Here is a 26,801-nt window from a genome sequence, read left to right on the forward strand (position 1 = left end):
GCCGTCCAGATGGCGCATTGCGGTTCCTTGGGAGGTATGGGGGAATTTGACGGCGATTAAAGCGGTGCCGCAGACGCGAGGTTGAAGGGTAAAGAAAAGGCCTGGTTTTCGTGGAACCAGGCCCTTTCCATGTTGCTCTTTGAATCAGTTGCGTTCGAGCGCCAGGGCTACCCCCTGGCCGCCACCGATGCACAGCGTCGCCAGGCCTTTCTTGGCATCACGCTTGATCATTTCATGCAGCAGCGTCACCAGCACGCGGCAGCCCGAGGCGCCAATCGGGTGGCCGATGGCGATGGCGCCGCCGTTGACGTTGACCTTGTCGGCGTCCCATTCCAGCTCTTTGCCCACCGCCAGGGATTGCGCGGCGAAGGCTTCGTTGGCTTCGATCAGGTCCAGGTCGCCCAGGCTCCAACCGGCTTTGTCCAGGCAGCGGCGGGTGGCCGACACCGGGCCGATGCCCATGATCGCCGGGTCGACGCCGGCGTTGGCGTAGCTGGCAATGCGCGCCAGCACTGGCAGGCCGAGGGCCTTGGCCTTGTCGGCGTTCATCAGCAGCACCGCGGCGGCGCCGTCGTTGAGACTGGAGGCGTTGCCGGCGGTGACGCTGCCGTCTTTCTTGAACGCCGGTTTCAGCTTGCCCAGGGATTCGGCGGTGGTGCCGGCGCGGGGTTGTTCATCGACGGCGAAGGCCACCGGGTCGCCTTTGCGCTGGGGGATCAGGATCGGTGTGATCTCATCGACAAAGCGGCCCGCTTCAATAGCAGCGGCGGCTTTTTGCTGGGATGCGGCGGCGAACGCGTCCTGGGCTTCGCGGCTGATGCCGTACTTGTCCACCAGGTTCTCGGCGGTGATGCCCATGTGGTAGTCGTTGAACGCGTCCCACAGGCCATCGGTGATCATGCTGTCGATCATTTTGGCATGGCCCATGCGCAAACCGGTGCGCGCGGCGGGCAGTACGTACGGAGCCAGGCTCATGTTCTCCATGCCGCCGGCGATGATCACGTCGGCGTCACCGCAACGGATGGCCTGGGCGCCCAGGTGCAGGGCCTTGAGGCCCGAGCCGCAAACCTTGTTCAAGGTCAGGCTGGGCACCGCGTGGGGCAGGCCGGCCAGGATCGACGCCTGGCGCGCCGGGTTCTGGCCTGAGCCTGCGGTGAGGACCTGGCCGAGGATCACTTCATCCACTTCGGCCGGGTCCAGGCCGGTCTGCTCCAGCAGGCGACGGATCACGGCGGCGCCCAGTTCCGGTGCCGGAATGTTCGCCAGCGAACCCTGGAAGCTGCCCACGGCGGTACGGGTGGCAGCAACAATCACGACGTCTTGCATGGAATCTGTCCTCACTGGAAGTGCATTTCTGGAACGTGGTCCGGGACGATCAGTTTACCGGCGGTCTTGCGTACAATCTCTTCAACGCTGACGCCAGGTGCGCGTTCCTTGAGGACAAAAGCGCCATTTTCGATTTCCAGGTACGCCAGGTCCGTCAGTACACGCTTGATGCAGTTGGCGCCGGTCAGCGGCAGGCTGCATTGGCTGAGCAACTTGGACTCACCGTCCTTGGAGGCATGGGTCATGATCACGATGATGTTTTCTGCACCGGCCACCAGGTCCATGGCGCCGCCCATGCCCTTGACCAGCTTGCCGGGGATCATCCACGAGGCGATGTTGCCTTGTACGTCGACTTCAAATGCGCCGAGTACAGTGAGGTCGACGTGGCCGCCGCGGATCATCGCGAAGGACTCGGCGGACGAGAAGATCGACGCGCCGATACGCGCGGTCACGGTCTGCTTGCCGGCGTTGATCATGTCGGCGTCGATGGTGTCTTCGGTCGGAAACGGGCCCATGCCGAGCAGGCCGTTTTCCGATTGCAGCATCACTTCCATGCCTTCCGGAATGTAGTTGGCCACCAGGGTCGGAATGCCGATGCCCAGGTTGACGTAGAAACCGTCCTGCATTTCGCGGGCGACGCGTTGAGCCATTTGTTCGCGGGTGAGAGCCATTTTATGTGTCCTTATTGTTCGGGCTGGGGGCGGATTATTTGCGTACGGTGCGCTGTTCGATGCGCTTCTCGAACGTGCCGCAGATGATCCGGTCGACGTAGATGCCAGGGGTGTGGATCTGCGCCGGGTCCAGCTCGCCCGGTTCGACGATTTCTTCGACTTCGACCACGGTGATTTTGCCGGCGGTGGCAGCCAGCGGGTTGAAGTTCTGGGCGGTGTGGCGGTAGATGACGTTGCCGAAGTGGTCGGCTTTCCAGCCTTTGACGATGGCGAAGTCGCCGGTGATGGATTCTTCCATCAGGTACGGACGACCATTGAATTCACGGGTTTCCTTGCCTTCGGCCACCGGAGTGCCGACGCCGGTGGCGGTGAAGAAGGCCGGGATGCCGGCACCGCCTGCGCGCATTTTTTCGGCCAGTGTGCCCTGGGGGGTCAGCACCACTTCGATTTCGCCGCTGAGCAACTGCTTCTCGAACAGGGCGTTTTCACCCACGTAGGAAGCGATCACCTTGCTGATCTGCTTCTGCTCCAGCAGCACGCCCAGGCCGAAGCCGTCGACGCCGCAGTTGTTGGATACCACGGTGAGGTCGCGGGTGCCTTTGCGCTTGATCTCGGCAATGAGGTTTTCCGGAATGCCGCACAGGCCAAAACCGCCGGAGAGTACGGTCATGCCGTCTTCCAGGCCCGCCAGTGCTTCCTCGTAGGACGCCACGCGTTTATCGAAACCTGCCATATGCACCTCTTTTATTGTTTGTGGGCCAGCCAATGAACCGAGTGTTGCTCCGACGGATTGATTTGTTAAGTTGTTTTTTAAGGTTGATTGATTTAAAAAACAGCATAGTCGCCTGGCCATTTGGAGTAGCGTCATGACAGTTAAACAGATGCGCGCGTTTCTCGCCGTGGCCCAGAGCCTGAGTTTCGCCGCCGCCTGCGAACGCCTGCACCTTTCCCAGTCGGCACTGAGCTTGACCATCAAGGGCCTGGAAGAAGGCCTGGGCGGGCGTCTGTTCAGCCGTAATACGCGCAACGTCGCGTTGACACCCGAGGGGGAATCCCTGCTGCCTTTGGCGCGCCGCTTGATTGCCGACTGGGACAACACCGAGGACGAACTGCGCCAGCGCTTTACCCTGCAACGCGGGCGGGTCACGGTGGCGGCGATGCCATCGTTCGCGGGCAACTTGCTACCGCCGATCCTGAAGATATTCCGCGCACGTTACCCTCAGGTGAATGTCACCGTGCACGACTTGATCAACGAGCAGGTGCTGGAAATGGTGCGCGACCGCCAGGTGGAGCTGGGCGTGGCGTTCGAGCCTTCAGACGGTTCGTCGCTGGCGTTCACGCCGTTGTACCTGGATCGCTTCATTGCCGTGGTGCCGGGGGATTCGCCGTTGGTCGAGCTTGATGAAATCGACTGGAAAACCTTGCTGGAGCAGCCGTTCATCACGTTGCAGCGACCTTCGACGGTGCGGGTGATGCTGGAGGAGCATCTGGGGGCGCGGCAGATGAAGTTGCCGGTGGCGCTGGAAAGCCATCAACTGGCGACTGTAGGCAAGATGGTAGCGACGGGGTTGGGTGTCAGCGCCGTCCCCGCATTGTGCGCGCGGCAGATGGAGGAGGCGGGGGCTCATTGCATCACCTTGACCGATCCTGTCATTGAACGACCGATTGGGGTGCTGACCAAACCCGGCCATGAACTCTCGGCGGCAGCGCAGGTGTTGTTTGATATCTTTTGCGACGAAGCGAAGAAGGGACGATTTCCCGCAGTGTTGTAGAGCCGAAATTAAAAAGCCCGCTCGAATCAACAAGCGGGCTTAAATGTTTAATGCGGTGTTATCAGCAGTATCTATCAATCACTTTAACTTGCGATTGGCCCTTGAGATTCTGCCATTCGGTATTAAGTGTGTGGAAAACCTGTTCGATAAAGTTGCGATCGGCGGCTGCTTTCTTGCCGACATAACCCTGGCCACGGCGGTACATCTTCAGGCGCGCCGCCAGTTCACGGTTATTGCGGTCGAACTCGGCTTCTTCGGTGTGGGGCGCCAGGCAGTCAATTTGCACTTCGCCCGATTTGCCAATCCACAGGATATGGTCGTCGAGTGTGTCTTTCTGCGCTGCGAACATCTCAGCCAATTCATCGATAGTTGGTTGGTTGTTCAGATTCATGTGTAAGCCCCTTGACCAGTTGGCGATCTATCAGTTGGTTCGTTAATACTTCGTAAGTTGTCTCCGGTTGCGAAAACCGGGCGTCAGCGACGGTCTGCCGAATACGGGCAGGGTCTTGAACCTGATGCATGTAGTCTTGCTGATGAACTGCTACGCAATGCATTCATAACGAAGACAAGCCGCATTTGAGCGCCTTGTACCGAGCCCTTAGGGCCGGTCAGCTTCATCAATCTGCCTTGTGGGCAGTGCACATCCGGAAAAAACAGCTCGGCGGTCAGACGAGCTTGTTCAAAACGCTTGTTGCCAACGCTCCCGATCCGGGAGACGTCTCGATAATGCAAGGACAAAATGGTTACGTCAACGCTTATGTAGTGATTATTTTTGATCACTACATAAATTGCCGTGGAGACGGGAGAATGCGGGAAAACGTGACTTGGGCGTCATTTTCTGGCGTGTCGGGTCGTTGAGCTTGCCCTCATCATTCCTGCACTGTAGGTGTATCGAACGAAGGGTGCTTTGACAGAAGATGAAGCCACTCCATTTGGAACCAGGGTGTGAATTGCGCTGGGGATTCTGAAAGCCGGGCGGAGATTTCAGCGCGAGTCCACCATTTGATCTCACTGATTTCTTCTGCATCCGGGATGACCGCCGCGTCAGACTGAGCAACCAGTACATGACAAAACTCGTGCTCCGCACCGATCGAACCATAGCGAGCATGATATTCAAAACTGTACAGAAACCGGCACGAGGCAGAAATGCCCAGTTCTTCGCGCAGACGACGAGATGCGGCATCCGTAACCGTTTCGCCGGGTGCCGGATGGCTGCAGCAGGCATTCGACCAGAAACCTGGCCAAAGCATTTTACCGGCAGCACGACGTTGAAGTAGATGACGCCCGGCGCTGTCGATCAGATGGACCGAAAAGGCGCGATGAAGCTGACCCGCTCCCAGGTGTGCGGCACGTTTGTCACACACACCGACTTGCACGTCTTGTGCGTCAACTAACACTACAAGATCGATCATTCTGAGTTTCCTCCGGTGCAATGTACGGCGCTCCGCCGTTCTACTCACGTTCAGGGGCTTGTCCCCAGGCGCTGACAAATGTCAATGCAGTGTCGGTGAATGTTGGATCGGCGCGCAGCTGGGTCATTGCTTCCAGGTCATCCTGGGTGAGTAACCCAAGTTTCAGCAGCGCCGGCCCAGCCTGTAGGGTAGTTGAGGCCCAGAATGTATCGGCGGGGCTGTTGTCGCCGATTCGGCCCTCAAAGAGGCGATGCTCTACGTTGGTGAGTCCCCTGTCACGCAATCGGGCAGGGAGCGTATCGGCCCAGAGCATGTCGGAACCAATGGACTTTGTCAGAAGTGTGATTCCGGCTTGGGCGACCTTTCGGAACAATGGGTGCGAGGTTTTCAAGCTCGGCTGCAGGCTCACGTCCTCGATCACCAACCAGCCACCAGGACGAAGCCAGGTGATGGCGCGCGTCAATATGTCTTCCCGTTGGGGGAGGTGGCACAGGAGCGCCCTGGCGTGTACCACATCAAAAGAGGCCACAGGAAAGTCATCGGTGACGGCATTGTGGGTAAGCACCTTTATGCCGGGAATATCGGTGAGGAATCGGGTATCGATATCGGTCGCCGTGACTGCCGCGTCAGGGTATCGCTGGGTCAGCCAGCCAGTGAACGAACCCGCACCGGCGCCGAGTTCAAGGATGTCAGGCTTGCACGGAAGGTTGAGCAGGTCGAAAACCGTTTGGCTTTGTGGGTCAAAGGCGCATTCGAGCGTGCGCAGGCGTACCAATTGGCCGGCGTGCTGGTCGCCGAGATAGCTGTCGGTGTAGCCGTCGGCGGCAGTGGTCATAGAACAACCTCCAGTCGGTCGGGGCAACGGTTCAGGAAACCTTGTTCCGAGGGCTGGAACCCTGGCGCCCAGCGCACGTCTGGAAAGGTCTGTAGCAGCATGCGAGCGCCGAGCGTGATTTCCATCCGCGCCAGCATGGATCCCAGGCAGAAGTGACGCCCTGCGCCAAACGCGAAATGATTTGTTGCCTGATCGGTGCGCGACAAGCTGAAGGTATCCGGGTCGGTGTATTGAGCCGGATCACGGTTGGCCGACCCGATCAGGCAGGCCAGGGTCGCACCAGAAGGAATCGTTCCCGACGGCAGCTCCAGCGCTTCGCGGGCCTCGCGGAGTACGAGTTGCAAAGGAGGATTGCGTCGCAAGGTTTCGGTGAGCGCAGTGTCCATCAAGTCGGGATCAGGCATCACGGCGTCTTTGACGCCGGGTTCGCTCAGCAGGTTGACAATGAGATTCGCCAGTGCGCCGTGACTGGTCTCGCTACCTGCAGTCATCAGAATTGCGCAGTAAGCCCGGACGAAGGTTTCGGGCAATGGTTGGCCGTCAATCTCTGCCGCCAGGAGCTGCGAGATCAAATCATCTGCAGGTTTAGCGCGGCGGGCGTCGATGTGTGGCTGGATGAAATCGTAGAAATCGTCTCGGTTGGACAACCCTCCGGTTAACTGGGCCGGGTCCTGTCGATAGTTGCCCATGTAAGCAAAGCCGATCGCGCACCAGCGCTTCAGCCGCGCTACCTCCTCGCTGGTGTCAGCCGGCAGGCCCAGTGCGTGAGCCATCACCCGCACTGGCAGTGCTGCGGTGAAGTCGGCGATAAGGTCCACCTGGGTACGGCCATGCATGCGTGCCAGCAGGTCAGAGGTGACCGAGATGATGGATGCTTCAAGCGAGGCAAGGGCTTGGCTGCGAAACGATGGGCTGAGCAGTGCACGGTGCTGAGCGTGTTCACAGCCGTCCATCGCCACGAGAGTGTGCCCCAGCAGCGGCCCAATCTGCCAGGTGTAGTTATTGTTGCTGGCTTGCGGATGCGTCAATGCAGCTTTGACATCCACATACCGGCTGACCAGCCATACGTCCGTGGGCTCGTCGTAGGTGATCGGTAGAGTGGTACGTAAACGTTCATACAAGGGATAGGGGTCGATTTCGAACTGCCTGGATTTCAGCGTTGGCGGCGTGAGTGTCAGGTCCACTGTCCGGTTGGCCTGCGTTGTAGTGCCGGTGGTGTGCAGGTGGTAGCGAGAAACGGTCTGGTGCCAGTCACCCGCTGCCCGTACAACCTGTCGCAGCCGGTCCGGCTCGGTTGCGGCGGATGGCAGGTGATTGGCTGGCCGAGCGGCGACAGCCGTGAACGCCGCGACCGCGTTGACCACCATCTGATGTGCAGATTCGATCGCGGCAGGCCATTCCATGCCTGCGGTGTCCGCCAGTATCGATACCAGGTTGAAGTGCTCACCACACACCACATCTTTGGCAATCGAATGGATATCGTTCGTCCAGGCGATGATATCGGCACTGTGTTCGCGCAGTGTGTTCCACCATTCGACGTCCGCTGAATGCTGGTAGGGATCGAGCGTTTCGGCGGCATCTATCAGATCAAAAAAGAACAGTGCGCCGAACGAATCTCGGCGCAATGGCAGATATTCGGCCAGCGCGAGCACCGCGTCGGTTTCGCGCATTCGCACTAGCGTCACCTGGGCGCGCAGATGTCGGATCAGGTGCTGCGTGAGCCGTTGCCGCCAACCGTCGCTACCCCAGTGTCTGGTTCGTGGCCACAGATCGTTGGCCAGGACAGCCAGCATCGGATCATCAAAACAACTCATTTCACTGAGGGGATGCGTGCCATCGTTCTCGGTCACTGCCTGCACTGCGGTGACGAATCGCTCCAATTCACCGTTTTCCGCCCATGGCCCGTCGTCAATCCGATCATCCAGCGTGAGCGCCCACAGATACCAGCACACCAGCGTCTCGGCTCGGTGTGTGGGGGCTTTTCCGCACAACGCCATCCCCAACTCGAGCAGCGGCGTGGTGCTTAACCTATGCGCACCGCGTCGACCGATCACGCCATGTTGCTGTGCCCAAGCGAGAGCGTGCGCCTTTAACTGATCGTTGTCGGAACGTGGCGGCGGACCGGCAAAAGGAAGCCGAATCTCTGGAATGATCAGTGATGTCGGTGGTAAATGACGGCCGTGGCGGACACGGGGGCCGCCTTCGCGGTGTACCGTTGGCATGGTGCTCTACCTTGAATTAAGTTTTTATAAGGAACATTTGACGGCAACACCTGAGCGGTTCCGTTTTCTGCGAAATGGAAGGCTTGGAGGGTGTTTCTGAGCCACTGGAGCGGTCAGCGCGTGTTTGGAGGTTGGGGGATCGTTCGTTGGCGGGGGGGGGTGTAAGGCGTTCGAGATTGAGCCATGGCCTGGAGTATCAGCCATAGAACGTCCCCGTGTTATATACGCAAAAAACTCCATTGTTCGGCCAGCCCGGCTATTCAGACCGCCTGACTTTACTGGAGGACGAAACGCTCAAGATGTAGGAGTTAACTGTGGTCAGCACAGGAAACGGCTCGCGTAGCGGGCATAAAACGCAACCACGGAGCTTTCGGTATGTATACCGCGTGTGCCGCCTCGTTGCGGCACACGCCTTCGCGGTCTCTACTCGCCGCGGATGTACTGCTCCAGCTGTTTGATCAGGTCAGCCTGGTCGGCGATGGCTTCCTTGACCAGGTCGCCGATGGACAGCAGCCCCAACAGCTTGCCGTCTTCGACCACGGGCAGGTGGCGCAGGTGACTGTCGGTCATGATGTTCATACACTCATCGACCTTTTTATGGGTGTCGACGGTGATCACCGGGGAGCTCATCACTTCATGGACCTTGGTGGTGACCGACGACAGCCCCTTGAGCATGATTTTGCGGGCGTAATCACGCTCGCTGATGATCCCGACCACCACGTCATCCTGGACCACCGGCAAGGCCCCGACGTTTTTCTCCGACATCCGCACCAAGGCTTCAAACACGGTGTGGTCGTGTTTGATGACATGCACTTCCTGGTTTTTCTGGTCCTTGGCTTTGAGCACTTCTGCAACGGTCTTCATGGCGGCCACTCCGGTGGTGTTGTTGGTTAGTCAGGGTCCCACTACAGAATCCTAGACCGGCCACCGCGCTGCAAGGTCCAAAGCGGCGCTAAACCCGTCGAAAAACGTCATTCGCCGGTTTTTTTGGTGTTTAGCCGGCATTTGTCGGTTTTTTGGCCCGCTTGGGACTGGCCGTCGTCTTGCGTGGCGTGCTCTTGCGTTTCTTTTTCCATGGCGTGGCACCTCGGCCTGCCGGGCTGGCGGGACCGGTGATGGTCATGCGCATGCCATTGCAACGGGCGACCTGCTTGCTCATCCAGGCCGCCTGCTTGGCGACGAAGTCTTCCAGGCTCATTTCGCCGCTTTGCACCATGTCCAGGGCCTGCTCCCAGATGGCGGTGGTGCCTGGGTCGGCGATGGCCCGGGGCACGGCGTCGATCAGGCTGAATGCCGCGGGTGTAGCTGATAGCGCCTTGCCGTTCTTCACCAGGTAACCACGGTCCAACAGCCCCTGTATGATGCCGGCGCGGGTGGCCTCGGTGCCGATGCCGGTGGTGTCCTTGAGCTTTTGCTTGAGCAGCGGGTCTTCCACCAACTTGGCGACGTTTTTCATCGCCTTGATCAGGTCACCTTCGGTAAAGGGTTTGGGCGGTTGGGTCCACAGGTCCTTGAGGTTGACCTTGGCCACCCCATAATCCTGGCCCTGTACCAATGGCGGCAGGGCTTGCGGAGCCGGCGCTTCACGTCCCTTGGCTGGCGCCAGGGCTTCGGGCAGGGCGCGCTTCCAGCCCGGTTCGATCACTACTTTACCCACTGCACGCAACGCCTGATTCGCACAGTCGAAATCCGCCTGGGTGCGATCGTACTCATGGTTGGGCAGGAACTGCGCCAGGTAGCGTGCGCGGATCAGGGTATACACCGCACGATGCTTGCCGGTGAGTTGTCCCACATCCTTGCCCGCGCCGGTAGGGATGATGCCGTGGTGGGCGCTGACCTTGGCATCGTTCCACGCCCGCGAGCGTCGCTGGGCATCGATATGCGGCATCAGCTCGTTCACTGCGGTATCCGCACGTGCCAACGCAGCCAGGATCCTGGGCGCGTCGGGGTGCTGGCTCATCGGTAGATAGCCGCAGTCACTGCGCGGGTAGGTGATGACTTTATGGGTTTCATACAACGACTGGGCGATATCCAGGGTTTCCTGGGCGCCAAGGCCGAGCTTCCTGGAGCAGATTTCCTGCAGGGTGCCCAGGTCGAAGGGCAGGGGCGCCACTTCACGCATGCGCTCGGTGCGCAGTTTCACCAGCCGGGCGGTGGCGGCGTTGGTCATGGCGTCGGCCGCGTCCCGCGCCAACTGCGGGTTGAGGCAGCGGCCCTGGTCGTCACAGGCGTCCTCGGCCGCGCGCCATTGGGCGGTGAAGGTCATGCCCCCGTGGCGCAGGTCGACATCGATGGCCCAGTAAGCCACTGGCACAAAGTCGGCGATGCTGCGGTCGCGGTCCACCACCAGGCGCAGGGTTGGCGTCTGCACCCGACCTACGGGCAGCACGCCTTGATACCCGGATTGGCGCCCGAGCAAGGTAAACAGGCGGCTCATGTTCATGCCGATCAGCCAGTCGGCGCGGGAGCGGCCCAGGGCCGAGTGATACAGGCTGAACGTCTCGGCGCCCGGCTTGAGCGCCGCCAGGGCCTTGCGGATCGAGGCATCGTCCAGCGCGGATAGCCACAACCGCTGGATCGGCCCGCGATAACGGCAATGCTCCACCAGCTCGCGGGCGATCATCTCGCCTTCACGGTCGGCGTCGGTGGCGATCACCAGCTCCTGGGCTTCCCCCAGCAGGCGCTTGACCGCCTTGAACTGGCTGGCGGTCTTGGGCTTGACGCGCATCTTCCATTTTTCCGGGACGATGGGCAGGTCGGCCAGTACCCAGCGCTTGTACTTTTCGTCGTAGGCATCCGGCGGGGCGGTTTCCAGCAGGTGGCCGATGCACCAGGTGACCGTGACCCCATTGCCCAGCCAGCACCCATCGCCACGGCGGCTGGCGCCGAGCACGGCCGCAATGTCTTTGGCCTGGGAGGGTTTTTCACAGAGGTACAGGCGCATGGTCGTCACACAGATCGGGTTGATGCTGTGCAGGATGCTCAGTCAGCGTGCATTGATCAACCATTATCTGTATGGATGTACAGCAATTTATGTGTAGGCGCCTGAAGGCAAATGTGGGAGGGGGCTTGCCCCCTCCCACAGCGGATCTTCTGTGCTCAGGAGATCGGGTCAGTTGTTATCGATATCCACGTGACGGGTCTCTTTAAGGCAGACCATCCCCACGATCAAACTCACCCCGGTCACCGCCACCGGGTACCACAGGCCGTAGAAGATATCGCCGGTGTACACCACCAGGGCAAACGATACGGTCGGCAGGAACCCGCCAAACCAGCCGTTACCGATGTGGTAGGGCAGAGACATCGAGGTGTAGCGGATACGCGTCGGGAATAGCTCCACCATCAGCGCTGCCAGCGGGCCGTAGCACATCGCGGCAATCAGGATCAGCGCCACGATCAGCACCACCACCATGGTCTTGTTGACCTGGGCCACGTCCGCCGAAGACGGATAGCCGGCCAGGGTCACCGCGCCACGCAGGGCTTTTTCGTCAAAACCGTCGATACGCACTTCGCCCACGCTCACTTGCACGGGGCTGCCGGCGGGGGCGGCGACGCTGCTGTAGGGCAGGCCTTGCTTGACCAGGAAGGTCTTGACCTTGTCGCACGGGCTGTCAAATTTCGCCTTGCCCACCGGGTCGAACTGGAAGGTGCAGGTGGCCGGGTCGGCCATCACGGTGATCGGCGCCTGGTTGCTGGCCTGGTCCATCGCCGGGTTGGTGTAGTGCGCCAGGCTCTTGAAGATCGGGAAATACAGCACGGTGGCCAGCAGCAGGCCGAGCATCAGCACCGGCTTGCGCCCGACCTTGTCCGACAGCCAGCCGAAGAAGATAAAGAACGGTGCACCGATCACCACGCTGATGATCAACAGCATGTTGGCCAGGGCCGGGTCCATCTTCAGGAACTGCGTGAGGAAGAACAGCACGTAGAACTGCGCCGCGTAGAAGGTCACCGCTTGCCCGCCGTTGATGCTGAACAGCGCGATCAGCACCACCTTGAGGTTTTCCCATTTGCCGAAGGACTCACGGATCGGCGCCTTGCTGGCCTTGCCTTCCTCTTTCATTTTCAGGAACGCGGGCGATTCGTGCAGGCTCATGCGGATCCAGGTGGAAATGCCCAGCAGCACGATGGAGAACAGGAACGGAATGCGCCAGCCCCAGACTTCGAACTGGTCACCGGTGAAGTAACGGCAGGCCAGCACCACCAGCAGCGACAGCAGCAGGCCGATGGTCGCCGTGGATTGAATCCAGCTGGTATGGAAGCCGCGCTTGCCGGCCGGTGCGTGCTCGGCCACGTAGGTTGCGGCGCCGCCGTATTCGCCGCCCAGCGCCAGGCCCTGCAGCATGCGCAGTACGATCAGGATGATCGGCGCTGCGATGCCGATGCTGGCGTAGGTTGGCAGCAACCCGACACAGAAGGTCGCCACGCCCATCAGAATGATGGTGACCAAAAAGGTGTACTTGCGCCCGATCATGTCGCCCAACCGTCCAAACACCAGCGCACCGAAGGGCCGCACTACAAAGCCGGCCGCAAAGGCCATCAGGGCAAAGATGAATGCCGTGGTGTCGTTGACCCCGGCGAAGAACTGCTTGCTGATCACCGCCGCCAGGGCGCCGTAGAGGAAAAAGTCATACCACTCGAACACCGTCCCCAGGGACGAGGCGAAGATGACTTTCTTTGAGTCGTTGCTGGTGCTCGCGTCGACCGGCGAGCCCAGGGTTTGAGCATGTTCTGACATCGGGTAGCCCTCACAGTGATTATTTATTGTTGTTCCACTGTCGGCGCCAGGTTCGGCGCCGCTATTCAGATTGCATGAACCAGTTCTTTCTCCGGGGCGAGACTCCTTGTATTCGGCGAAAGGATCAGCTGCGCGGCCTTCTCCGCGATCATCAGCGTGGGTGAACAGGTATTGCCAGAGGTGATGCGCGGCATGATCGAAGCGTCGGCGATGCGCAAGCCGGGCACGCCGTGCACCCGCAGTTGGGCGTCGACCACTGCGTCTTTATCGTTGCCCATGCGGCAGGTGCCGACCGGGTGGAAGATCGTCGTTCCGATGCGTGCGGCGGCTTCGTGCAATTGCGCTTCGGTCTGCAGCGAATCGCCCGGCAGATACTCCACCGGCTTGAACTGGCTCAGGGCCGGTGCGGCGACGATGCGGCGCGTCAGGCGGATCGCATCGGCGGCCACGCGCAGGTCTTCCGGATGGCTGAGGTAGTTGGGGCGGATCAGCGGTGCGTCCGCCGGGTTGGCCGAGCGGATGTCGATACGGCCCCGGCTCTGCGGACGCAAGTCGCAGACCGAAGCGGTAAACGCCGGGAACCCGTGCAACGGTTCGCCGAAACGCTCCAGAGAAAGCGGCTGCACGTGGTATTCCAGGTTGGCCGAGGTCTGTTCCGGACCCGAGCGCGCAAACGCACCCAGTTGACTGGGCGCCATCGACAGCGGGCCGCTGCGGTCGTAGAGGTAGCGCAGGCCCATGCCCATCTTGCCCCACAGGGTGCCGGCGATCTGGTTGAGGGTGCGGGCGTTTTCCAGTTTGTAGATCAGCCGCAGTTGCAGGTGGTCCTGGAGGTTGCCGCCGACGCCGGGCAGTTCATGCAGTACATTGATGCCCAACGGTTTGAGCACATTCGACGGGCCAATTCCCGAGCGTTGCAGGATGCCCGGCGAACCGACGGAGCCGGCGCATAGCACAATCTCCTGGCGCGCTTTCCAGCTCACTTGTTGGCCCTGTTGACGCCCGACCACTTGGCAGGCACGGCCGTTTTCCAGGAGCACGCGGTCCACTTCCACTTCGGTCAGCACGGTGAGGTTGGGGCGCTGGCGTACCGGCTTGAGAAACGCCTTGGCCGCATTCCAGCGAACGCCAGCCTTCTGGTTGACCTGGAAGTAGCCGCAGCCTTCGTTATCGCCCTGGTTGAAATCGTTGATGTTGGCGATGCCGCTCTGCGCCGCCGCATCGCGGAATGCATCGAGGATCGGCCAGTGCAGACGCTGCTGCTCGACCCGCCATTCACCGCCGTCGCTGTGAAATTCCGAGCCGCCGGCAAAGTGGTTTTCGCTCTGCTTGAACAGCGGCAGCACGTCCTTCCACGCCCAACCTTCATTACCTGCGGCCGCCCAGCCGTCGTAGTCCTGGGCCTGGCCACGCATGTAGATCATGCCGTTGATGGAGGAGCAGCCGCCCAGCACCTTGCCCCGTGGATAACTCAGCGCACGGCCTTGCAGGCCTTCCTGGGCTTCGGTCTTGAAGCACCAGTCGGTGCGTGGGTTGCCGATGCAGAACAGGTAGCCGACGGGGATATGGATCCAGGGGTAATTGTCGCGGCCACCGGCTTCGAGCAGCAGCACGCGGTGGGCGGGGTTGGCGGACAGTCGATTGGCCAGCAGGCAGCCCGCTGGGCCGGCGCCTACGACGATGTAATCGTATTCAGCAGTTGCAATGGGCATCTGAAGGTCTCGCTTGTTTTTCTTATTGGCCCCATCCTAGTTGTTAGTTTTCGTCTTAAAAATGTTAGTTTTTACCCAGCTGCTGTGCGTTTTTAAACAGCGTAGCCCAGGGATAGGCAATGGAGGCGTCATGTTCGACTGGAATGACCTGCGGTACTTTCTCGAGTTGCAGCGCAGCGGTCGCTTGCTCACCGCCGCGCAACGCCTGAAAACCACCCACGCCACTGTGGCCCGGCATATCGAGGCGATCGAGAAAAGTCTCGGCACCGCGCTATTCGTGCAGCATGCCCAGGGCTACGAACTGACCCCCGCCGGCGAGGCCCTGCTAAAACATGCCGAGGCCATGGAAAACGTCGCACTGCTGGCCGAAGACGAGCTGACTCATGCTGCCGCGCCCCTGGGCAAGATCCGCCTGGGTGTGGCCGAAGGCCTGGGCGTGATGTTCCTGGCCAGCCGCATGGGCGGGCTGTTCGAGCGCTACCCCGGGTTGGAAGTGGAGCTGGTGGCGGTGCCGCGCTTTGTCAGCATCCTCAACCGCGAAGCGGAAATCAGCATCCACCTCGAGCGGCCGAGCGTCGATCAACTGGTCACGCGCAAACTTACCGACTACCGCCTGGCCCTCTATGCCAGCCGCGCCTACCTGGCGCGCAACCCGCCGATTGAAAAGCGCGAAGACCTTGCGGCACACGCCTGGATCGATTATGTCGACGACCTGCTGTTCAGCCAGGAACTCAAATTCCTCAGCAGCTTCTGCCGCAACCCCAAGGTGGTGTTCCACAGCACCAGCGTGATCGCCCAGCATCAGGCGGCGCGCTCCGGTTTGGGGATTGCGGTATTACCGTGCTTCATGGCCGCCGGCGACCCGGACCTGGTGCCGTTGCTGCCGGGGGAGGGGATCCAGCGCAGCTACTGGATCAGCTCGCGCCGGGAATTGCACAAGTCAGTGCGGCTGCGGGTGTTGTGGGATTACGTGGTGGAGTTGTGCGCGCGTGAGCAAGGCTTGTTGCTGGGCGAAGCCAACTGAAGAAACCGGATCGATACCGTGGAGTCATTGAACCCCGTCAGGCACGCAACTCAAACTCGGCACTGCCCAGCCTTTCCCCATTCACCCACACATGCACCACATGCCGCCCAGGGTAATGCTTGCGGGTGGTCATGTCGCGAATGTGCTGTTCGCGCCGAATGTGCTGCTGTTCCCCGGCACCCAGGCTGAACGCCTTGAGTTTGAATACCTTGTTTGCACTGTGGCCGGCGCTTTTCACATAGTCGATGGCGTAGTCCACCACCAGCTTCTGTGGGGCTGTGGCGGTGGATTCCAGGGTGAAGGACAGATTGATCCGCTCTCCCAGGTTGATCACCGCCGGCGTCACTTGCAGATGGTGGATCTTCACGTCGGCCCTGGCCCCGGCCCCCATGATCGTCAGCGCACGCGTGTTGCCTTGCTTGATCAGGCTGCGCAGCGCGTGGCGGGCGATCCAGGCGGTGTGAGGGTTATCCAGATTCCAACCTTCGATCAGGCTGAGCACCCACTCCGGGTGGTCCTTGGTGATGTCGTTGAGGTGGTTGGCCACCGACTTGCGCACGTACAGGCTGGTGTCTGCCTTGAGGTTGTCGAGGATCGACGCACACAGTTCGGGGTTGGCCTGTACTTCGGCCAGGCGGAACGACCAGGGCAAGCGCGGCCGCGAACCTTCGCTGGCCAGGCGGCGCACGTGTTCGTTGGTATCCAGCGACCATTCGTGCATCACCGCCAACGTGCGCGGGAAGTCGTGCAGTAGAAAATGGCGGATCGCGAATTCGGCGGAGCCAAACGTCGTGAAGTACTTGAGCGCGGCCATTGAACGCTTGAAATCATCCCGCCCGTAGCTCGCCACGAAGTGCGGCAGGAACAGGCTGACAAACGAACTGTTCAGGCGCGGGGCCAGGGCGTAGAGCAGCTTCAGCGTTTGCGGGTAATCCAGCGGGATCACCGCATGCAGGCTCTCGCTGACCCGCGCCATGCGCTGCATCACCGACAATTTGGCCAGCCCGGCCTTGGCGTGCTTGAGGAACCCCTTGGCGTCGAACGCCGGGTACACCGCCGTCATCTCGCTGGCGATGTGTTGCAGGCGTTCGACGTTGAAGATTTCCTTGAGGGCCGGGGCGCTTTGGTCGGTCATCGATGATTCCGTGAGTGATATTAAAGAAACCAGCGATATTCCCGCGCATGGATCTCTTGCTGGAAGGCCAAGTGGTCCTGACGCTTGTTTTCGCAGTACACGTCGACAAATTCGGCGCCCAGCTTATCGCGCAATACCGCGTGATGCTGCATGGCACGCACGGCGTCGAGCATTTCCAGGGGGAAGTCGCTGCCGCTGCTGCGGTCTTCATTCAGCGGGGCGATGGGTTCGCGCCTGGCTTCAAGACCGTGTTCCAGGCCGACCAGGATCGCCGCCAGCACCAGGTACGGGTTGGCGTCGGCACTGGCCAGGCGATGTTCGATACGCAGGTTGCGCGGGTCGGATTCGGGGATGCGCACGCACGCGTCGCGGTCTTCAAAGCCCCAGCTGGCGCGGGTGGCGGCGTTGACCGTACCGCCCAGGCGGCGGAAGGCATTGTGGTTGGGTGAGAAGATCGGCATGCAGTGCGGCAGCAATTCCAGGCAGCCGGCCACGGCATGACGCAGTGGTTGCTGCTGGTGTGCCGCCAGCAAATTGTTACCCGCGCCATCATAGAGGCTGACATGCACGTGCATGCCACTGCCGGGGAATTGCAGGTAGGGCTTGGCCATGAAGCTGGCGCGGTAGCCGTGTTTCAATGCCACGCCACGGGTACTGCGGCAGAACAGGGCGGCCCAGTCGGCAGCGCGCATCCCATCGTCGAGGTGGCCGAAGTTGATTTCGAACTGGCCGGGGCCGATCTCGGCGGTGATCACCGTGATATCGATGCCCTGGTCCCTGGCGGTTTGCGCCATGTCATCCAGCACTTCGCTGAAGCGCGACAGCCGTTCGATATGCAGGTTGGGCTGGTCGTCGGCATCATTGCTCAGCGGGTCGCGGGCAAATTGCGGCAGGCCGTTGTCGAGTTTCTTGTCGAACAGGTAGAACTCCAGTTCAAACGCCACCACCGGGTGAATGCCCTTGTGTTGCAGGCGTTCCAGCACCTTGGCCAGCACTTCGCGCGGTTCGAACTCGATGGGCGCCTCGGTGCCGTCCGAGGTGATCAGCATCTGGCCCAGCGGCTGCGACTCCCAGCTCACCGGCTTGAGCGTGCCCGGCACCAGGCGGCGGTTGGCATCCGGGTCGCCGTCGTTGAAGCAGTAGTCGCCAATCTTGAACAATCCGCCCTGAACCCCCAGCAACACGGCGTTCTGTGGCAGCTTCAACGGGCTGCCGGCGGCGACTTTCTCCAGCATCTCGATAGGGTAGCGCTTGCCGTAGAAGTGCCCGGGAATGTCCAGGGCGATCAGGTCGACATAACGCACGTCCGGATAGTTCTGGCGAAAGGTCCGTACTTCGGCCAGTAACGTGGTGGCATGGCTTTTCACGGGTGTTGCTCCTAGTTGTAAACCCACAACACGCGGGCGGGCAGATCGGTGAGGTTGGCGTAACGGCAGTGAGCGAAGCTGGCCAGGTGAAAGCTGTCGCCAGGACCGAGGGTGACTGAGCCGGCTTCACCTTCCACCCACAACGTCAACTCGCCCTCCAGCACAAACCCGGCTTGTTCGGCGCGGTCGCTCATGGTCTGTTCACCGCTGTTGGCACCGGGGGCCAGCAGGCTGTCGAGCATCGAGAAGGCGCCGTTCATGCTTGGCGAAACGAGGATGTCGGTGATGCCGTTAGCGTAATACACCGTGCGCCGCTCGTTCGGGCGGGTGATCCAGTCCACGGCCTTGGGTCTGGGCTGGCTGTAGAAGTACGTGGTAGGTACCCCGAGGGCGTGGCTGATGGCGGTCAAGTCGGCCACGGTCGGGCGTGACAGGCCGCGCTCGACCTGGGACAGGAAGCCCACCGAACGCTCGATTTTCTGTGCGAGTTGGGCGAGGGTGAGCTTCTTGTGCTTGCGCAGGTCATGGATCAGCGCGGCAAGGGTTGCAAGTTCTTCTTGAGGCGTCATGAAATTAATTTCAAATAATTTCATGAAAAATTACAGGAATTATTTCACGCAGACAAGCCGCTTTGTCTCCATCCACTCGCGGTGCTCAGGGTCGGAAGATGAAAGGTGATACCTGCGCCTGGCCGCTGCGTTGCACACCACCGATCAGCAGCTGCAGGTTGCCTGTGTTGCGTGCCTGGACAAGCATATCGCTCATCGGCGCCTGCTGTTTGCGCAGGTTGGCGGAAGTGGGAACCTCAGGGTTGTATTTGCGCGATGAAAGGACCCGGGCGTCCGTGTTGCGCAGCGTCATCCAATACACGGTCGGTTGGCCGGGTCGACGGAAGACCAGCTCGGTGTTGAACGCAGAGTCGAAGACTTCATAGTGACTGCCCACCAGCAGCTCTTTCATCAGCATCTTGGTGTTGGTGTTGGTAGTGCGTTCCAGCAGGTTGGCCATCAAGGTGGGTCGCAGGCCCTCGGTGTTGAACCGTATCAGTTCGAATTGATTGGAAACGTCCAATGACCATTCGAACGGGCTCAGTCCCCTGGACAACGTGGGCATCAGCGCCAGCGGGTCGCTCGCCAACACCGCGCTTTGCTCAGTCAGTGCCGCACCAACGCCCTTCGTCCAGGCCCTCCAGTCATGCACGTTCTTGATCAAGTGAGCGAAGCCATTCGCGTTCAACCCCAATGGGTTGGCCCGGTCGAACAGGCGCTGGCTCAGTTGCCCCAGCGTGTGCGGGGTGAAAAGAGGGAACATCTGGCTCATATGCCGGGTAAGGGGACGGGGAAAGGGCACTTGGGGGACCACGAGCCAGTTATCCAGTTGAGCGTTGTATTCCACGATTCTGGGTTGTTCCAGGTTGGCATTCGCGAGGACATCTTCGAACTGCGCGAACGTCGAGTGCGGTCGGTTTGTCGGTGTAATGACGGTCTTGGCGCCTTGTACGGCGACGACGGTATCGCCGGGCAGAATCGCGTAGTAATGCTCGCCGATCTTGATGTAGTCCCGTAACGCGTGGCTGGGGGTGGCGTTGCTCCGCCGCCAGATGCCCGGGCGTCCCGGTACGGCGGTCATTGCCTGGTGTTCAAAGGCTTGCCCCCACTCCAGGAAGCGCTCGGCGGCCGGGCGTTGGGTGACCGTGGGCGGCGCGGGCGGCCGGTGCGGGCCGGGCGCGGGGTCGATTGTGCCGGCCGCGTGTGAGCCCGGCAGGTCTGTGCCTCTCAAACGTGCCCAGAAGCGCTCCTGGGAAATGCGCAGGTAGGTGAAGCTTGTATCGAGCTGGTCTGGCGCCAGCCTGAGGTGCAGCACCGTTTGCATTTGATGTTCCAGCACGCGGTTCACGGGAAAATCGAATGACTCGAATACCCGTCGGGCCTGCTGCTGATCCAAATGCGGGAAGAGGTCTATCAAGGCTCTTTCGGGCTGGGTCGGGTAAGAGTTTCCACCGCGCAAGCCCAGGTACGGAGAGCGTATTTCCCACACACCTTGTGCGGTGCGGAAAAGCGGGTCGCCTTTGTAAGCGCTGGGCGCCCGCCGTGGGTCCCTCAGCCGCCAGACTTGCGCGTCGTTATCCCGGCGGATCGAATACCAACGCTTGTTCTCCAGCAGAAAATGCCGGGGCGCCTCATAGGTGCCCGGCGTCACAGTGTCTTGCACGTAAATCTGCTGACCCGCCCAGCCCGCCAGGGGGGAGATGCCTTCCGGCTTCTTCCTTAATGCCAGCATTGGGTTGATCGCACGGCCGCGGCCTATGGCAGTACCTGTGGGCGTGACGCGTGCAGCCCCCATGACGCCATCCAGCACGGCCCCGACCATCTCACCCAAGGCACGCACGACGTACCCAGCGGCGGCCGCACGGTCGCCGAGCTGTGCGGCTTCCACGGCATTGATGATCGACAGCAGACTTCTGGACAGACCGATAGGCAACATCACCTTCACCGGGAAAAACAGGGTCGCGAAGTCCAGGGCCGCGGTGAGGACGGTCGTCGCGCTCTCGAGATTGGCCTCCTGGGTGCTGGTCGACTGTGCATTCGCGTCATTGATCACCGCCGACGCTTCTGCCTGGTAGGCCTCTTCAAGAAAATGATCGGCGATGCGGCTCAAGGCGATCACTGTCTCGTTGGCGCCGCCTTTGAGCAGGCGCTGGATACGCGGGCGTGCGCTGAGTTCTACGCGGGCGGTCAAGTAGTCACGCCACGCCGCATGATTGATGAAGTCGCGGTGCATGGCCGATGCGTCGGCGTACTCGTGAAACAACCGCCCATTGGCGGCACCAGGGGTATACACCACTAGTGACGCGACACTCTGCGTCGCAGTGGAAAACACCAGGACGCCACGAACGCGTTCACCGCGCAGCTTCAGGCGGCTGACCATGATCCGGTGTTCTTCGACGGTAGGGCGCTTGTCGTCATCGACAGGCCCGGCGAGGGCGCTCATCACCCACTTGTAGCCGCGGTCCAGGCGGTCCGGCAGGAAGTCACCGGCGATTTTCGCTTCGATGGCGTCCACCCGCAGTTGCAGGGCCATGCACCGGACGTAACGATCTTGCTCGGCTTGCGCTTCGTCGGAACTGATCAGGCGCTTTTTCAGGAATTGCTCGTAGCTGTTGCCAATGTTGACGCTGCGCACCAGGTCTTTGATTTGCTGCATCGTCAAGGCGGAGTAAGGTTTCTGTTCGGTGTCCGTCAGCCGCGAAAAGTGGGTGAAGTTGAGATCCAGCCATTCGACGTTTTCAAGCGCCAACTCCGTCAGGCTGAGTGCGCGCTGCGTGTAGACCGGCGTGCCTGGCTCAGATGGATGCGGCTTGCCGCCGGGCACATAACTGCCGGTAGGCCGAAGCGCATAGGTTTTGGTGTGGATGATGAGGGTGTCGGGGTCGACCGCCAGGCTGTGGTCGTCGATAAGTCGCTGGCGCAGTTGTTCATTGCTGTAGGACAGCAATACGGAGGGATCACTGAATTGGGACAACGAAGGCAGCCCTTCCGACACGGTCAGGCCTTGTAATTCATCGGTGTAGTCCTTCACCGCATGCGCCCAGGTCTGCTGGTCGTCACGGCTTGCTTCCTTGAGAAACTGCTGGAGTTGGCGCCGCAGTTTCTTGGTGTGCCGGGCTATCAATACCCCACCGACGTCGAATGCGCGGGTGAAATCGGTCACCCTGTCGAGACTTGCCGGCAAGAGCCAGGCATCCAGCGTTGCGGCCTGACGCTGGTAGTGAGTGACCATCCAGGTGAAGTCCGCTTGCGTCCGTTCATGCAGTGAGTCCTGGCTATAGAGGAAGATCGATTCCAGCCGCTCGATGTAGCGAAATTGACCGCTGGCGATCTGTTGTTGATGAAACGCCAGGCCGCTCGCCCGGTCGTTTTCGCCCATCAGGCCCAGAATATCGGTGAACGCTTGGGGGTCGTTGAGTCGACGATGCAATTCGCGATCGAGGCTTGCCAGCGAATCGAAGGCTTCGAAGCCGCTGTTCGGCAGAAACAGCAAGACGCTGCCGACATTGGCCTGGGGTGTGATGTCACGCACCTGCGGTGGCGGCTCCTCACCCGCGCGGTGTACCTGGTCATCGTCCTGGTCACGGGCCGTGAGCACGAATGCGCCATACAGCGGGATATCCCGGGACAATTTGTCCTTGACCGCCAGCCCGTAGGCACAGGGACGATAGCCGTTCAAGGCACGACGGGATGCGGCATCCGGGTAGCCCATGACGCGCAGGAGCAGCAACTCGCTCGCTACATCGAGCACGCCATCAAGCTTCAACAGTTCCGCTTCGGCCCTCATTACGTCCAGGCGTTTCTCGGCCAGCCATTGCTTGCAGGTCTGCGTATCGTGGGGGCCGATGGGGGCGTTCCAGAAGTGCTCCACATAGGTCTTGAAGCCCACGGCCAGGGTGCTGGTGAAGGTGTCGAGAAAACGGTCGAATGCTTGCGGGGTAAGACCCTGTACGGCACCGTCGTCACGGCCGTCGCTGGTCAGGTGGAAATGGGTCGGTTGCCCGGCATAGTGGGCGGACTTTCGGGTTACCAGGCGTTCCACGACCGCATCCAGGAGGGTGGGTAGTAACGGGGTGGATGCGTCCTGCCGTGCGGTGGTGGTCGTGTTTGCTCCATGAGCTGTGGGCGCGGGGTCGATCCTGAGAAATGTCTTGGTCAGGTCGAGGGGCGTGGCCAGTGTGTTGAACGATTGATTGAACGCGTCCTGCACAAAGCTGCGGAAGGTGGGTTGTCGTTGGAACTGCTCGTTGATTTGGGCATTCAGCGTCTGGATTTTTTCGGTCAGGCGCGTTTCCCGGCGGCTGTCGCGTGTGTGCAAAGTGGTGAGCATCGGGCTGGATAGGGCGTTGCTGTATCCCATGGCAATTACCTGCAAAGAAAGGTGAGCGGCCATGGTGGTGCTGGCGCGGGCACGCCGTGCGCTACTCAGGTAACACGTCAAGGCGGCACCTGGGAGGCGTCTGTCGCGGCGACGGAATGTTTGCGTGGCGCAGCGGTCCCAGCCTGGTAAGCCCCCATCATTGAAGGAGCACCCATGAAATCCAGATCCCTCGCTGCCTGCCTGCTGGTCGCCACCAGCCTGTCCACCGCCAGCTTTATCGTGCAGGCCGGTGACACCCCACAGGAAACCGTACAACCTTCGAACATCAATACCCGTGACTTGAAAGAAGGTGACCGTGCCCCGGATATCCTGATGCGCAAGGAGTCGGCCGTCAGCGACTGGAAAAAGCGCGGTCTCAAACAGCCTGAAGAAGACAGCCAGTGGGCGCGGGTAGGCGATAAGTTCGTGCTGCTCAAAACCACCAACGGCACCATTCTCGAGATCACCCCTGTCAAGAAATGACCTTGCATTTGTGCCCTGTTCCTGAGTTAAGGTAGCCGGCTGAAACGGCCGTGTTACCTTCAAGGAAAGAGAGCAGGATGCTTGCGACAATAAGAAACTACCCCCGCACTGTTAACCTGTTGCTGTCCGCCACATTGCTGCTCACGCTGGCCAAGGCAATCACGTTTCCCTACCTGGTGATCTACCTCACCCACCATTTTTCCCTCGACATCACCCAGGTTGGCCTGGTGATCGGCAGTTCGTTGATCGTCGGCTCGCTGCTCAGTGTGTATGGCGGTTTCCTGGTCGACCGTATCAACAGTTATCGGTTGTTGCTGACCTTCAGCGTGCTATTTGTGCTGGGCTTTGTCGGTACTGTTCTGGCCCAGAACATCTGGGCGTTCTACAGCTGCCTGATCCTGATCAACCTGGCTTATGCGGTGATCGATATCGCGGTCAAGGCCGGTTTTGCCAGCCTGTTGCCCGAAGACGCCCGCAGCGAAGTGTTTTCCATCAAGTACACCCTGACCAACATCGGTTATGCGGTTGGGCCCGCTTTCGGGGCGGTGCTGGCCAAGCTGGATATCAGCGTGCCGTTTATCCTTTCGGCGCTGTTGGGGGTAGGGTTTTTCCTGCTGTATTGGCGCTGGGGCGACCGTACCCTGGCCACCGTTGACGCCACGCAAAAGCCGGTGCCATTCCTTGCCGTCGGGCGAGTACTTTTAAGGGATCATCGTCTCGTGTGCTTCACCCTCGGCGGTGTACTCAGTGCCGTGGTGTTCGGCCAGTTCACCGCGTGGCTGTCGCAATACCTGGTGACCACCACCACCGCCGAATACACCTACACCGTGGTCAGCGCCGTGCTGACCACCAACGCGGTGTTGGTGATTGCCCTGCAATACCTGATCGGGCGGCGTATATCGCACCGTTACCTCGGCCAGTGGCTGGTCGCGGGCCTGGGCATGTTCATGCTGGGGATCATCGGGTTTGCGCTGTCCACCAGCGTACTGTGGTGGGTGCTGGCGATGGCGGTGTTCACCGTGGGGGAGATCATTGTGTTCCCGGCCGAGTACATGTTCATCGACCGGATCGCTCCGGACCACTTGCGCGGCATGTACTACGGGGCACAGAACCTGTCCAACCTGGGCGCCGCGCTGGGGCCGGTGTTGTGCGGGCTGGTGCTGGCCAGCCTGCCGGCCCATTACATGTTCTGGATGCTGGGAGCGTTTATCGTCGGGGGCGGGGTGTTCTACTTTATTGGGGCGTCGTTGAAGGCAAGTCATCCAGCGTGAGCTTGCCCATGGTGTTGCTCTGCAGTTCGTAACGCAGCTCTTCCACCATCTTTTCCACTTCTTGCGGGGTCTGCAGGCGGTTGGTGCTGATCCCGGTGACGACCAGGTCGACCCGGCCGGTTTCGGCGTCATAGACCTTGAGGGTCAGGGACGCATCCCGGCACAGGGTGAACTCGCACGTCAGCGGCGACAGGCCTTCTTCGATGCAGTTTCGCAGTTGAGAGAGGGTAAACATGCGGGTTCCTTCAGGCATTCAGTTTGATACCTTGAAGGTTATTGACTAGCCGTCGCCGCAATAAGGCGAATTCGCACTAGGTGCACTAGTGCATTTGCACTGTCACGGCTTGTTTTTGACCCGCAATTCCCCGGCGAACAGCCCGCGTTCACGGGCCCAGACGATGGCAGCGCTGCGGCTGTGCACCCCCAGTTTGGAGTACACCGTGGCCACATGATTACGCACGGTGTTGGGCGCCAGTTTCAGGCGCGAGGCGATCTCCTTGTCGGCCAGCCCCTCACAGATCAGGCCCAGTACATCGCGCTCGCGGGCGGTAAGGTCGGTAAAGGCCACGTTCGTTTGGCTGGCGCTGTTGACGCTCTTGGCGTTGGCCAGTTTTTCGATCAACGTCTGGCTGAACCACGAGGCGTCCTGCATCACTTCCTCGATGGCCGCCACCAGCTCCAGCTCCGAGCGTTTGCGTTCGGTGATGTTCATCATCACCATCAGGTAGCAGGGCACGTCCTGGATGATCACGGTGTCGGCGGAGACCACGCAGTCGATCACCTCGTTGCCTTTCTTGCGCACCTTGAGGTCCTGGCCGTCGAGGTTGCCGGCTTTTTCCAGGCTGGCGAACAACTGTGCGGCAGCCTGGGGGCTGTCGATAAAGTCGATGTCCTCGATCGATTTGCCGATCAGCTCTTCACTGATGTAGCCGGTGATGCTCATGAAGGCTTCGTTGATATCCACCACCTGGCGGTTACCGGCGCTGCACACCAGGGTCGGCACCGGAGTCAGGCGGAAGGATTTGGCGAAGCGCTCCTCACTCTGACGCAGGGCAATTTCCGCTTTGCGCCGTGGCTCCAGGTCCATGAAGGAAAACAGCATGCAGTCCTCTTCGTTCATGTCCAATGGCTGGCCAGCAACGATTACCAGCTTGCTGCCGCCTCCGGGCAGCCGTAGCTCCGCCTGCATCTGCGGGATGGTCGCGCCTTCGCCCAGGCGCTGGATGGCCAGGTCCTTGCGTTCGGCCTGTTCCAGTACATCCAGTTCATACACCGATTTGCCGATGACCTGGTCGCGGTTGTAGCCGGTCATCTCCAGGAAACCCTGGTTGACCTTGATATAGCGCAGGTCGCTGAGGCGACAGATCACCGCCGGCGCCGGGTTGGCATTGAAGGTTTTTTCGAAGCGCTGCTCGGCGCTGGCCCACTCGGTGGCGTCGCTGAGGATCAGCACCAGCAGTTCCGGTTCACCGTGGGAGTCGGTGATCACCAGGCTGCGCAGGCGGTGCACCCAGGTTTTTTCTTCGTCGGCGGTGGGCGTGACTTCCACCACCACGTCGCTGAACTCATCGCCCGCCGCGGCCCGGGCCAGCGGGTAGTTGTCTGCCTGCACCGGGTGGTTGTTGCGGTAGCGCAGGGCAAAGCGTTCGGCGTATTGCTGCCCGTTGGCCCCCAGCCCCATCACGTCACCCACGCCATGCATGGTCAGCGCGGCCTCATTGGCCCACAGGATGGTCTGGTCGACCTCGGCCAGAATCACCCCGTCGGACAGGCCGGAGATGATCTGCTGCAACTGGCGGCGGTTGGTTTCCTTGGCAAGCACATCCTGGGTCATAGGTCTTCCTGAGAGTGGGCGCATGGAATTACGACACCTAGGGCTCAGGATAGTGCAGGTGCACCAGGCGCAGACCTGCGTAAAATGCCCGTTT

At 60.7% G+C, this 26,801-nt stretch carries 21 protein-coding genes; 4 read left to right on the forward strand and 17 right to left on the reverse strand.

Going from position 1 to position 26,801, the window contains the following annotated elements; all coding sequences use genetic code 11:
* Window positions 1-144 precede the first annotated feature (144 nt).
* Genes BMX59_RS25540 through BMX59_RS25550 form a run of 3 tightly spaced genes read right to left on the reverse strand, consistent with a single transcriptional unit; the run spans window position 145 to window position 2,730 of the window.
* Complete coding sequence (locus BMX59_RS25540; protein WP_092249684.1) at window positions 145-1,326, reverse strand: acetyl-CoA C-acetyltransferase; 1,182 nt, start codon at window positions 1,324-1,326, stop codon at window positions 145-147.
* A gap of 11 nt (window positions 1,327-1,337) precedes the next feature.
* Window positions 1,338-1,997 (reverse strand): CoA transferase subunit B, encoded by a 660-nt coding sequence (locus BMX59_RS25545; RefSeq protein WP_092249687.1) that lies wholly within the window; start codon window positions 1,995-1,997, stop codon window positions 1,338-1,340.
* Window positions 1,998-2,031: 34 nt separating this feature from the next.
* The gene (locus tag BMX59_RS25550; RefSeq protein WP_058425579.1) at window positions 2,032-2,730 is read right to left on the reverse strand and encodes a CoA transferase subunit A; all 699 of its coding nucleotides are present in this window, start codon (window positions 2,728-2,730) and stop codon (window positions 2,032-2,034) included.
* Between the two features lie 133 nt (window positions 2,731-2,863).
* On the opposite strand from BMX59_RS25550, the gene BMX59_RS25555 reads away from it, so the two are divergent.
* Window positions 2,864-3,769 (forward strand): LysR family transcriptional regulator, encoded by a 906-nt coding sequence (locus tag BMX59_RS25555; RefSeq protein ID WP_071489662.1) that lies wholly within the window; start codon window positions 2,864-2,866, stop codon window positions 3,767-3,769.
* A gap of 61 nt (window positions 3,770-3,830) precedes the next feature.
* On the opposite strand, the gene BMX59_RS25560 is transcribed toward BMX59_RS25555, so the two are convergent.
* From BMX59_RS25560 to BMX59_RS25595, 8 genes are all read right to left on the reverse strand, one after another.
* Window positions 3,831-4,160 carry a hypothetical protein gene (locus BMX59_RS25560; RefSeq protein ID WP_025854475.1) on the reverse strand — a complete coding sequence of 110 codons (330 nt, stop codon included), beginning with the start codon at window positions 4,158-4,160 and terminating at the stop codon, window positions 3,831-3,833.
* 478 nt (window positions 4,161-4,638) lie between these two features.
* Window positions 4,639-5,181 carry an isopentenyl-diphosphate Delta-isomerase gene (gene idi / locus BMX59_RS25565; protein WP_092249690.1) on the reverse strand — a complete coding sequence of 181 codons (543 nt, stop codon included), beginning with the start codon at window positions 5,179-5,181 and terminating at the stop codon, window positions 4,639-4,641.
* Between the two features lie 40 nt (window positions 5,182-5,221).
* On the reverse strand, window positions 5,222-6,016 hold the full coding sequence (locus tag BMX59_RS25570; protein ID WP_093127207.1) for a class I SAM-dependent methyltransferase: 795 nt from the start codon (window positions 6,014-6,016) through the stop codon (window positions 5,222-5,224).
* Entirely contained in the window at window positions 6,013-8,238 is a 2,226-nt protein-coding gene (locus BMX59_RS25575; protein WP_093127211.1) for a cytochrome P450, read from the reverse strand. The genes BMX59_RS25570 and BMX59_RS25575 overlap by 4 nt, the downstream gene beginning before the upstream one ends.
* Window positions 8,239-8,661: 423 nt before the next feature.
* On the reverse strand, window positions 8,662-9,102 hold the full coding sequence (locus tag BMX59_RS25580; RefSeq protein WP_071489660.1) for a CBS domain-containing protein: 441 nt from the start codon (window positions 9,100-9,102) through the stop codon (window positions 8,662-8,664).
* 130 nt (window positions 9,103-9,232) lie between these two features.
* On the reverse strand, window positions 9,233-11,182 hold the full coding sequence (locus BMX59_RS25585) for a DNA topoisomerase III (protein WP_093127215.1): 1,950 nt from the start codon (window positions 11,180-11,182) through the stop codon (window positions 9,233-9,235).
* A gap of 168 nt (window positions 11,183-11,350) precedes the next feature.
* On the reverse strand, window positions 11,351-12,973 hold the full coding sequence (locus BMX59_RS25590) for an MFS transporter (RefSeq protein WP_093127218.1): 1,623 nt from the start codon (window positions 12,971-12,973) through the stop codon (window positions 11,351-11,353).
* 65 nt (window positions 12,974-13,038) lie between these two features.
* A complete protein-coding gene (locus tag BMX59_RS25595) occupies window positions 13,039-14,685 on the reverse strand; it encodes a GMC family oxidoreductase (protein WP_093127223.1) in 1,647 nt (548 codons plus the stop codon).
* Window positions 14,686-14,815: 130 nt separating this feature from the next.
* Here BMX59_RS25595 and BMX59_RS25600 point away from each other — a divergent pair, with 130 nt between their 5' ends.
* The gene (locus BMX59_RS25600) at window positions 14,816-15,709 is read left to right on the forward strand and encodes a LysR family transcriptional regulator (protein WP_093127226.1); all 894 of its coding nucleotides are present in this window, start codon (window positions 14,816-14,818) and stop codon (window positions 15,707-15,709) included.
* Between the two features lie 37 nt (window positions 15,710-15,746).
* Here the strand turns inward: BMX59_RS25600 and BMX59_RS25605 are convergent, their stop codons facing one another.
* From BMX59_RS25605 to BMX59_RS25620, 4 genes are all read right to left on the reverse strand, one after another.
* Window positions 15,747-16,844 carry a DNA alkylation repair protein gene (locus BMX59_RS25605; RefSeq protein ID WP_093127229.1) on the reverse strand — a complete coding sequence of 366 codons (1,098 nt, stop codon included), beginning with the start codon at window positions 16,842-16,844 and terminating at the stop codon, window positions 15,747-15,749.
* Window positions 16,845-16,864: 20 nt separating this feature from the next.
* A complete protein-coding gene (locus BMX59_RS25610; protein WP_093127232.1) occupies window positions 16,865-18,211 on the reverse strand; it encodes a glutamine synthetase family protein in 1,347 nt (448 codons plus the stop codon).
* An 11-nt stretch (window positions 18,212-18,222) separates the two neighbouring features.
* On the reverse strand, window positions 18,223-18,780 hold the full coding sequence (locus tag BMX59_RS25615; protein ID WP_093127236.1) for a helix-turn-helix domain-containing protein: 558 nt from the start codon (window positions 18,778-18,780) through the stop codon (window positions 18,223-18,225).
* 85 nt (window positions 18,781-18,865) lie between these two features.
* The gene (locus BMX59_RS25620) at window positions 18,866-23,119 is read right to left on the reverse strand and encodes a dermonecrotic toxin domain-containing protein (protein ID WP_093127240.1); all 4,254 of its coding nucleotides are present in this window, start codon (window positions 23,117-23,119) and stop codon (window positions 18,866-18,868) included.
* A gap of 174 nt (window positions 23,120-23,293) precedes the next feature.
* Here BMX59_RS25620 and BMX59_RS25625 point away from each other — a divergent pair, with 174 nt between their 5' ends.
* Complete coding sequence (locus BMX59_RS25625; RefSeq protein ID WP_092249723.1) at window positions 23,294-23,602, forward strand: RcnB family protein; 309 nt, start codon at window positions 23,294-23,296, stop codon at window positions 23,600-23,602.
* Between the two features lie 77 nt (window positions 23,603-23,679).
* Window positions 23,680-24,873, forward strand: a complete 1,194-nt coding sequence (locus BMX59_RS25630; protein ID WP_092249726.1) for an MFS transporter — start codon at window positions 23,680-23,682, stop codon at window positions 24,871-24,873.
* Here the strand turns inward: BMX59_RS25630 and BMX59_RS25635 are convergent.
* Both BMX59_RS25635 and BMX59_RS25640 read right to left on the reverse strand, forming a co-directional pair.
* Window positions 24,836-25,108, reverse strand: a complete 273-nt coding sequence (locus BMX59_RS25635) for a DUF1652 domain-containing protein (RefSeq protein WP_071489650.1) — start codon at window positions 25,106-25,108, stop codon at window positions 24,836-24,838. The two genes, BMX59_RS25630 and BMX59_RS25635, sit on opposite strands and share 38 nt — an antisense overlap.
* A gap of 102 nt (window positions 25,109-25,210) precedes the next feature.
* The gene (locus tag BMX59_RS25640) at window positions 25,211-26,707 is read right to left on the reverse strand and encodes a PAS domain S-box protein (RefSeq protein WP_071489649.1); all 1,497 of its coding nucleotides are present in this window, start codon (window positions 26,705-26,707) and stop codon (window positions 25,211-25,213) included.
* Window positions 26,708-26,801: the final 94 nt, after the last annotated feature.

Origin of the sequence: Pseudomonas sp. NFR09 (genome assembly GCF_900111535.1) — a bacterium.
Lineage (GTDB): Bacteria > Pseudomonadota > Gammaproteobacteria > Pseudomonadales > Pseudomonadaceae > Aquipseudomonas > Aquipseudomonas extremorientalis.

Bases quoted from the DNA above. Each gene is read 5' to 3' on its own strand.
- BMX59_RS25560 (WP_025854475.1), bottom strand. From the start codon at position 4,160: ATGAATCTGAACAACCAACCAACTATCGATGAATTGGCTGAGATGTTC.
- BMX59_RS25595 (WP_093127223.1), bottom strand. From the start codon at position 14,685: ATGCCCATTGCAACTGCTGAATACGATTACATCGTCGTAGGCGCCGGC.
- BMX59_RS25575 (WP_093127211.1), bottom strand. From the start codon at position 8,238: ATGCCAACGGTACACCGCGAAGGCGGCCCCCGTGTCCGCCACGGCCGT.
- idi (WP_092249690.1), bottom strand. From the start codon at position 5,181: ATGATCGATCTTGTAGTGTTAGTTGACGCACAAGACGTGCAAGTCGGT.
- BMX59_RS25625 (WP_092249723.1), top strand. From the start codon at position 23,294: ATGAAATCCAGATCCCTCGCTGCCTGCCTGCTGGTCGCCACCAGCCTG.
- BMX59_RS25545 (WP_092249687.1), bottom strand. From the start codon at position 1,997: ATGGCTCTCACCCGCGAACAAATGGCTCAACGCGTCGCCCGCGAAATG.
- BMX59_RS25570 (WP_093127207.1), bottom strand. From the start codon at position 6,016: ATGACCACTGCCGCCGACGGCTACACCGACAGCTATCTCGGCGACCAG.
- BMX59_RS25630 (WP_092249726.1), top strand. From the start codon at position 23,680: ATGCTTGCGACAATAAGAAACTACCCCCGCACTGTTAACCTGTTGCTG.
- BMX59_RS25590 (WP_093127218.1), bottom strand. From the start codon at position 12,973: ATGTCAGAACATGCTCAAACCCTGGGCTCGCCGGTCGACGCGAGCACC.
- BMX59_RS25580 (WP_071489660.1), bottom strand. From the start codon at position 9,102: ATGAAGACCGTTGCAGAAGTGCTCAAAGCCAAGGACCAGAAAAACCAG.
- BMX59_RS25585 (WP_093127215.1), bottom strand. From the start codon at position 11,182: ATGCGCCTGTACCTCTGTGAAAAACCCTCCCAGGCCAAAGACATTGCG.
- BMX59_RS25640 (WP_071489649.1), bottom strand. From the start codon at position 26,707: ATGACCCAGGATGTGCTTGCCAAGGAAACCAACCGCCGCCAGTTGCAG.
- BMX59_RS25540 (WP_092249684.1), bottom strand. From the start codon at position 1,326: ATGCAAGACGTCGTGATTGTTGCTGCCACCCGTACCGCCGTGGGCAGC.
- BMX59_RS25615 (WP_093127236.1), bottom strand. From the start codon at position 18,780: ATGACGCCTCAAGAAGAACTTGCAACCCTTGCCGCGCTGATCCATGAC.
- BMX59_RS25605 (WP_093127229.1), bottom strand. From the start codon at position 16,844: ATGACCGACCAAAGCGCCCCGGCCCTCAAGGAAATCTTCAACGTCGAA.
- BMX59_RS25550 (WP_058425579.1), bottom strand. From the start codon at position 2,730: ATGGCAGGTTTCGATAAACGCGTGGCGTCCTACGAGGAAGCACTGGCG.
- BMX59_RS25620 (WP_093127240.1), bottom strand. From the start codon at position 23,119: ATGGGATACAGCAACGCCCTATCCAGCCCGATGCTCACCACTTTGCAC.
- BMX59_RS25600 (WP_093127226.1), top strand. From the start codon at position 14,816: ATGTTCGACTGGAATGACCTGCGGTACTTTCTCGAGTTGCAGCGCAGC.
- BMX59_RS25635 (WP_071489650.1), bottom strand. From the start codon at position 25,108: ATGTTTACCCTCTCTCAACTGCGAAACTGCATCGAAGAAGGCCTGTCG.
- BMX59_RS25555 (WP_071489662.1), top strand. From the start codon at position 2,864: ATGACAGTTAAACAGATGCGCGCGTTTCTCGCCGTGGCCCAGAGCCTG.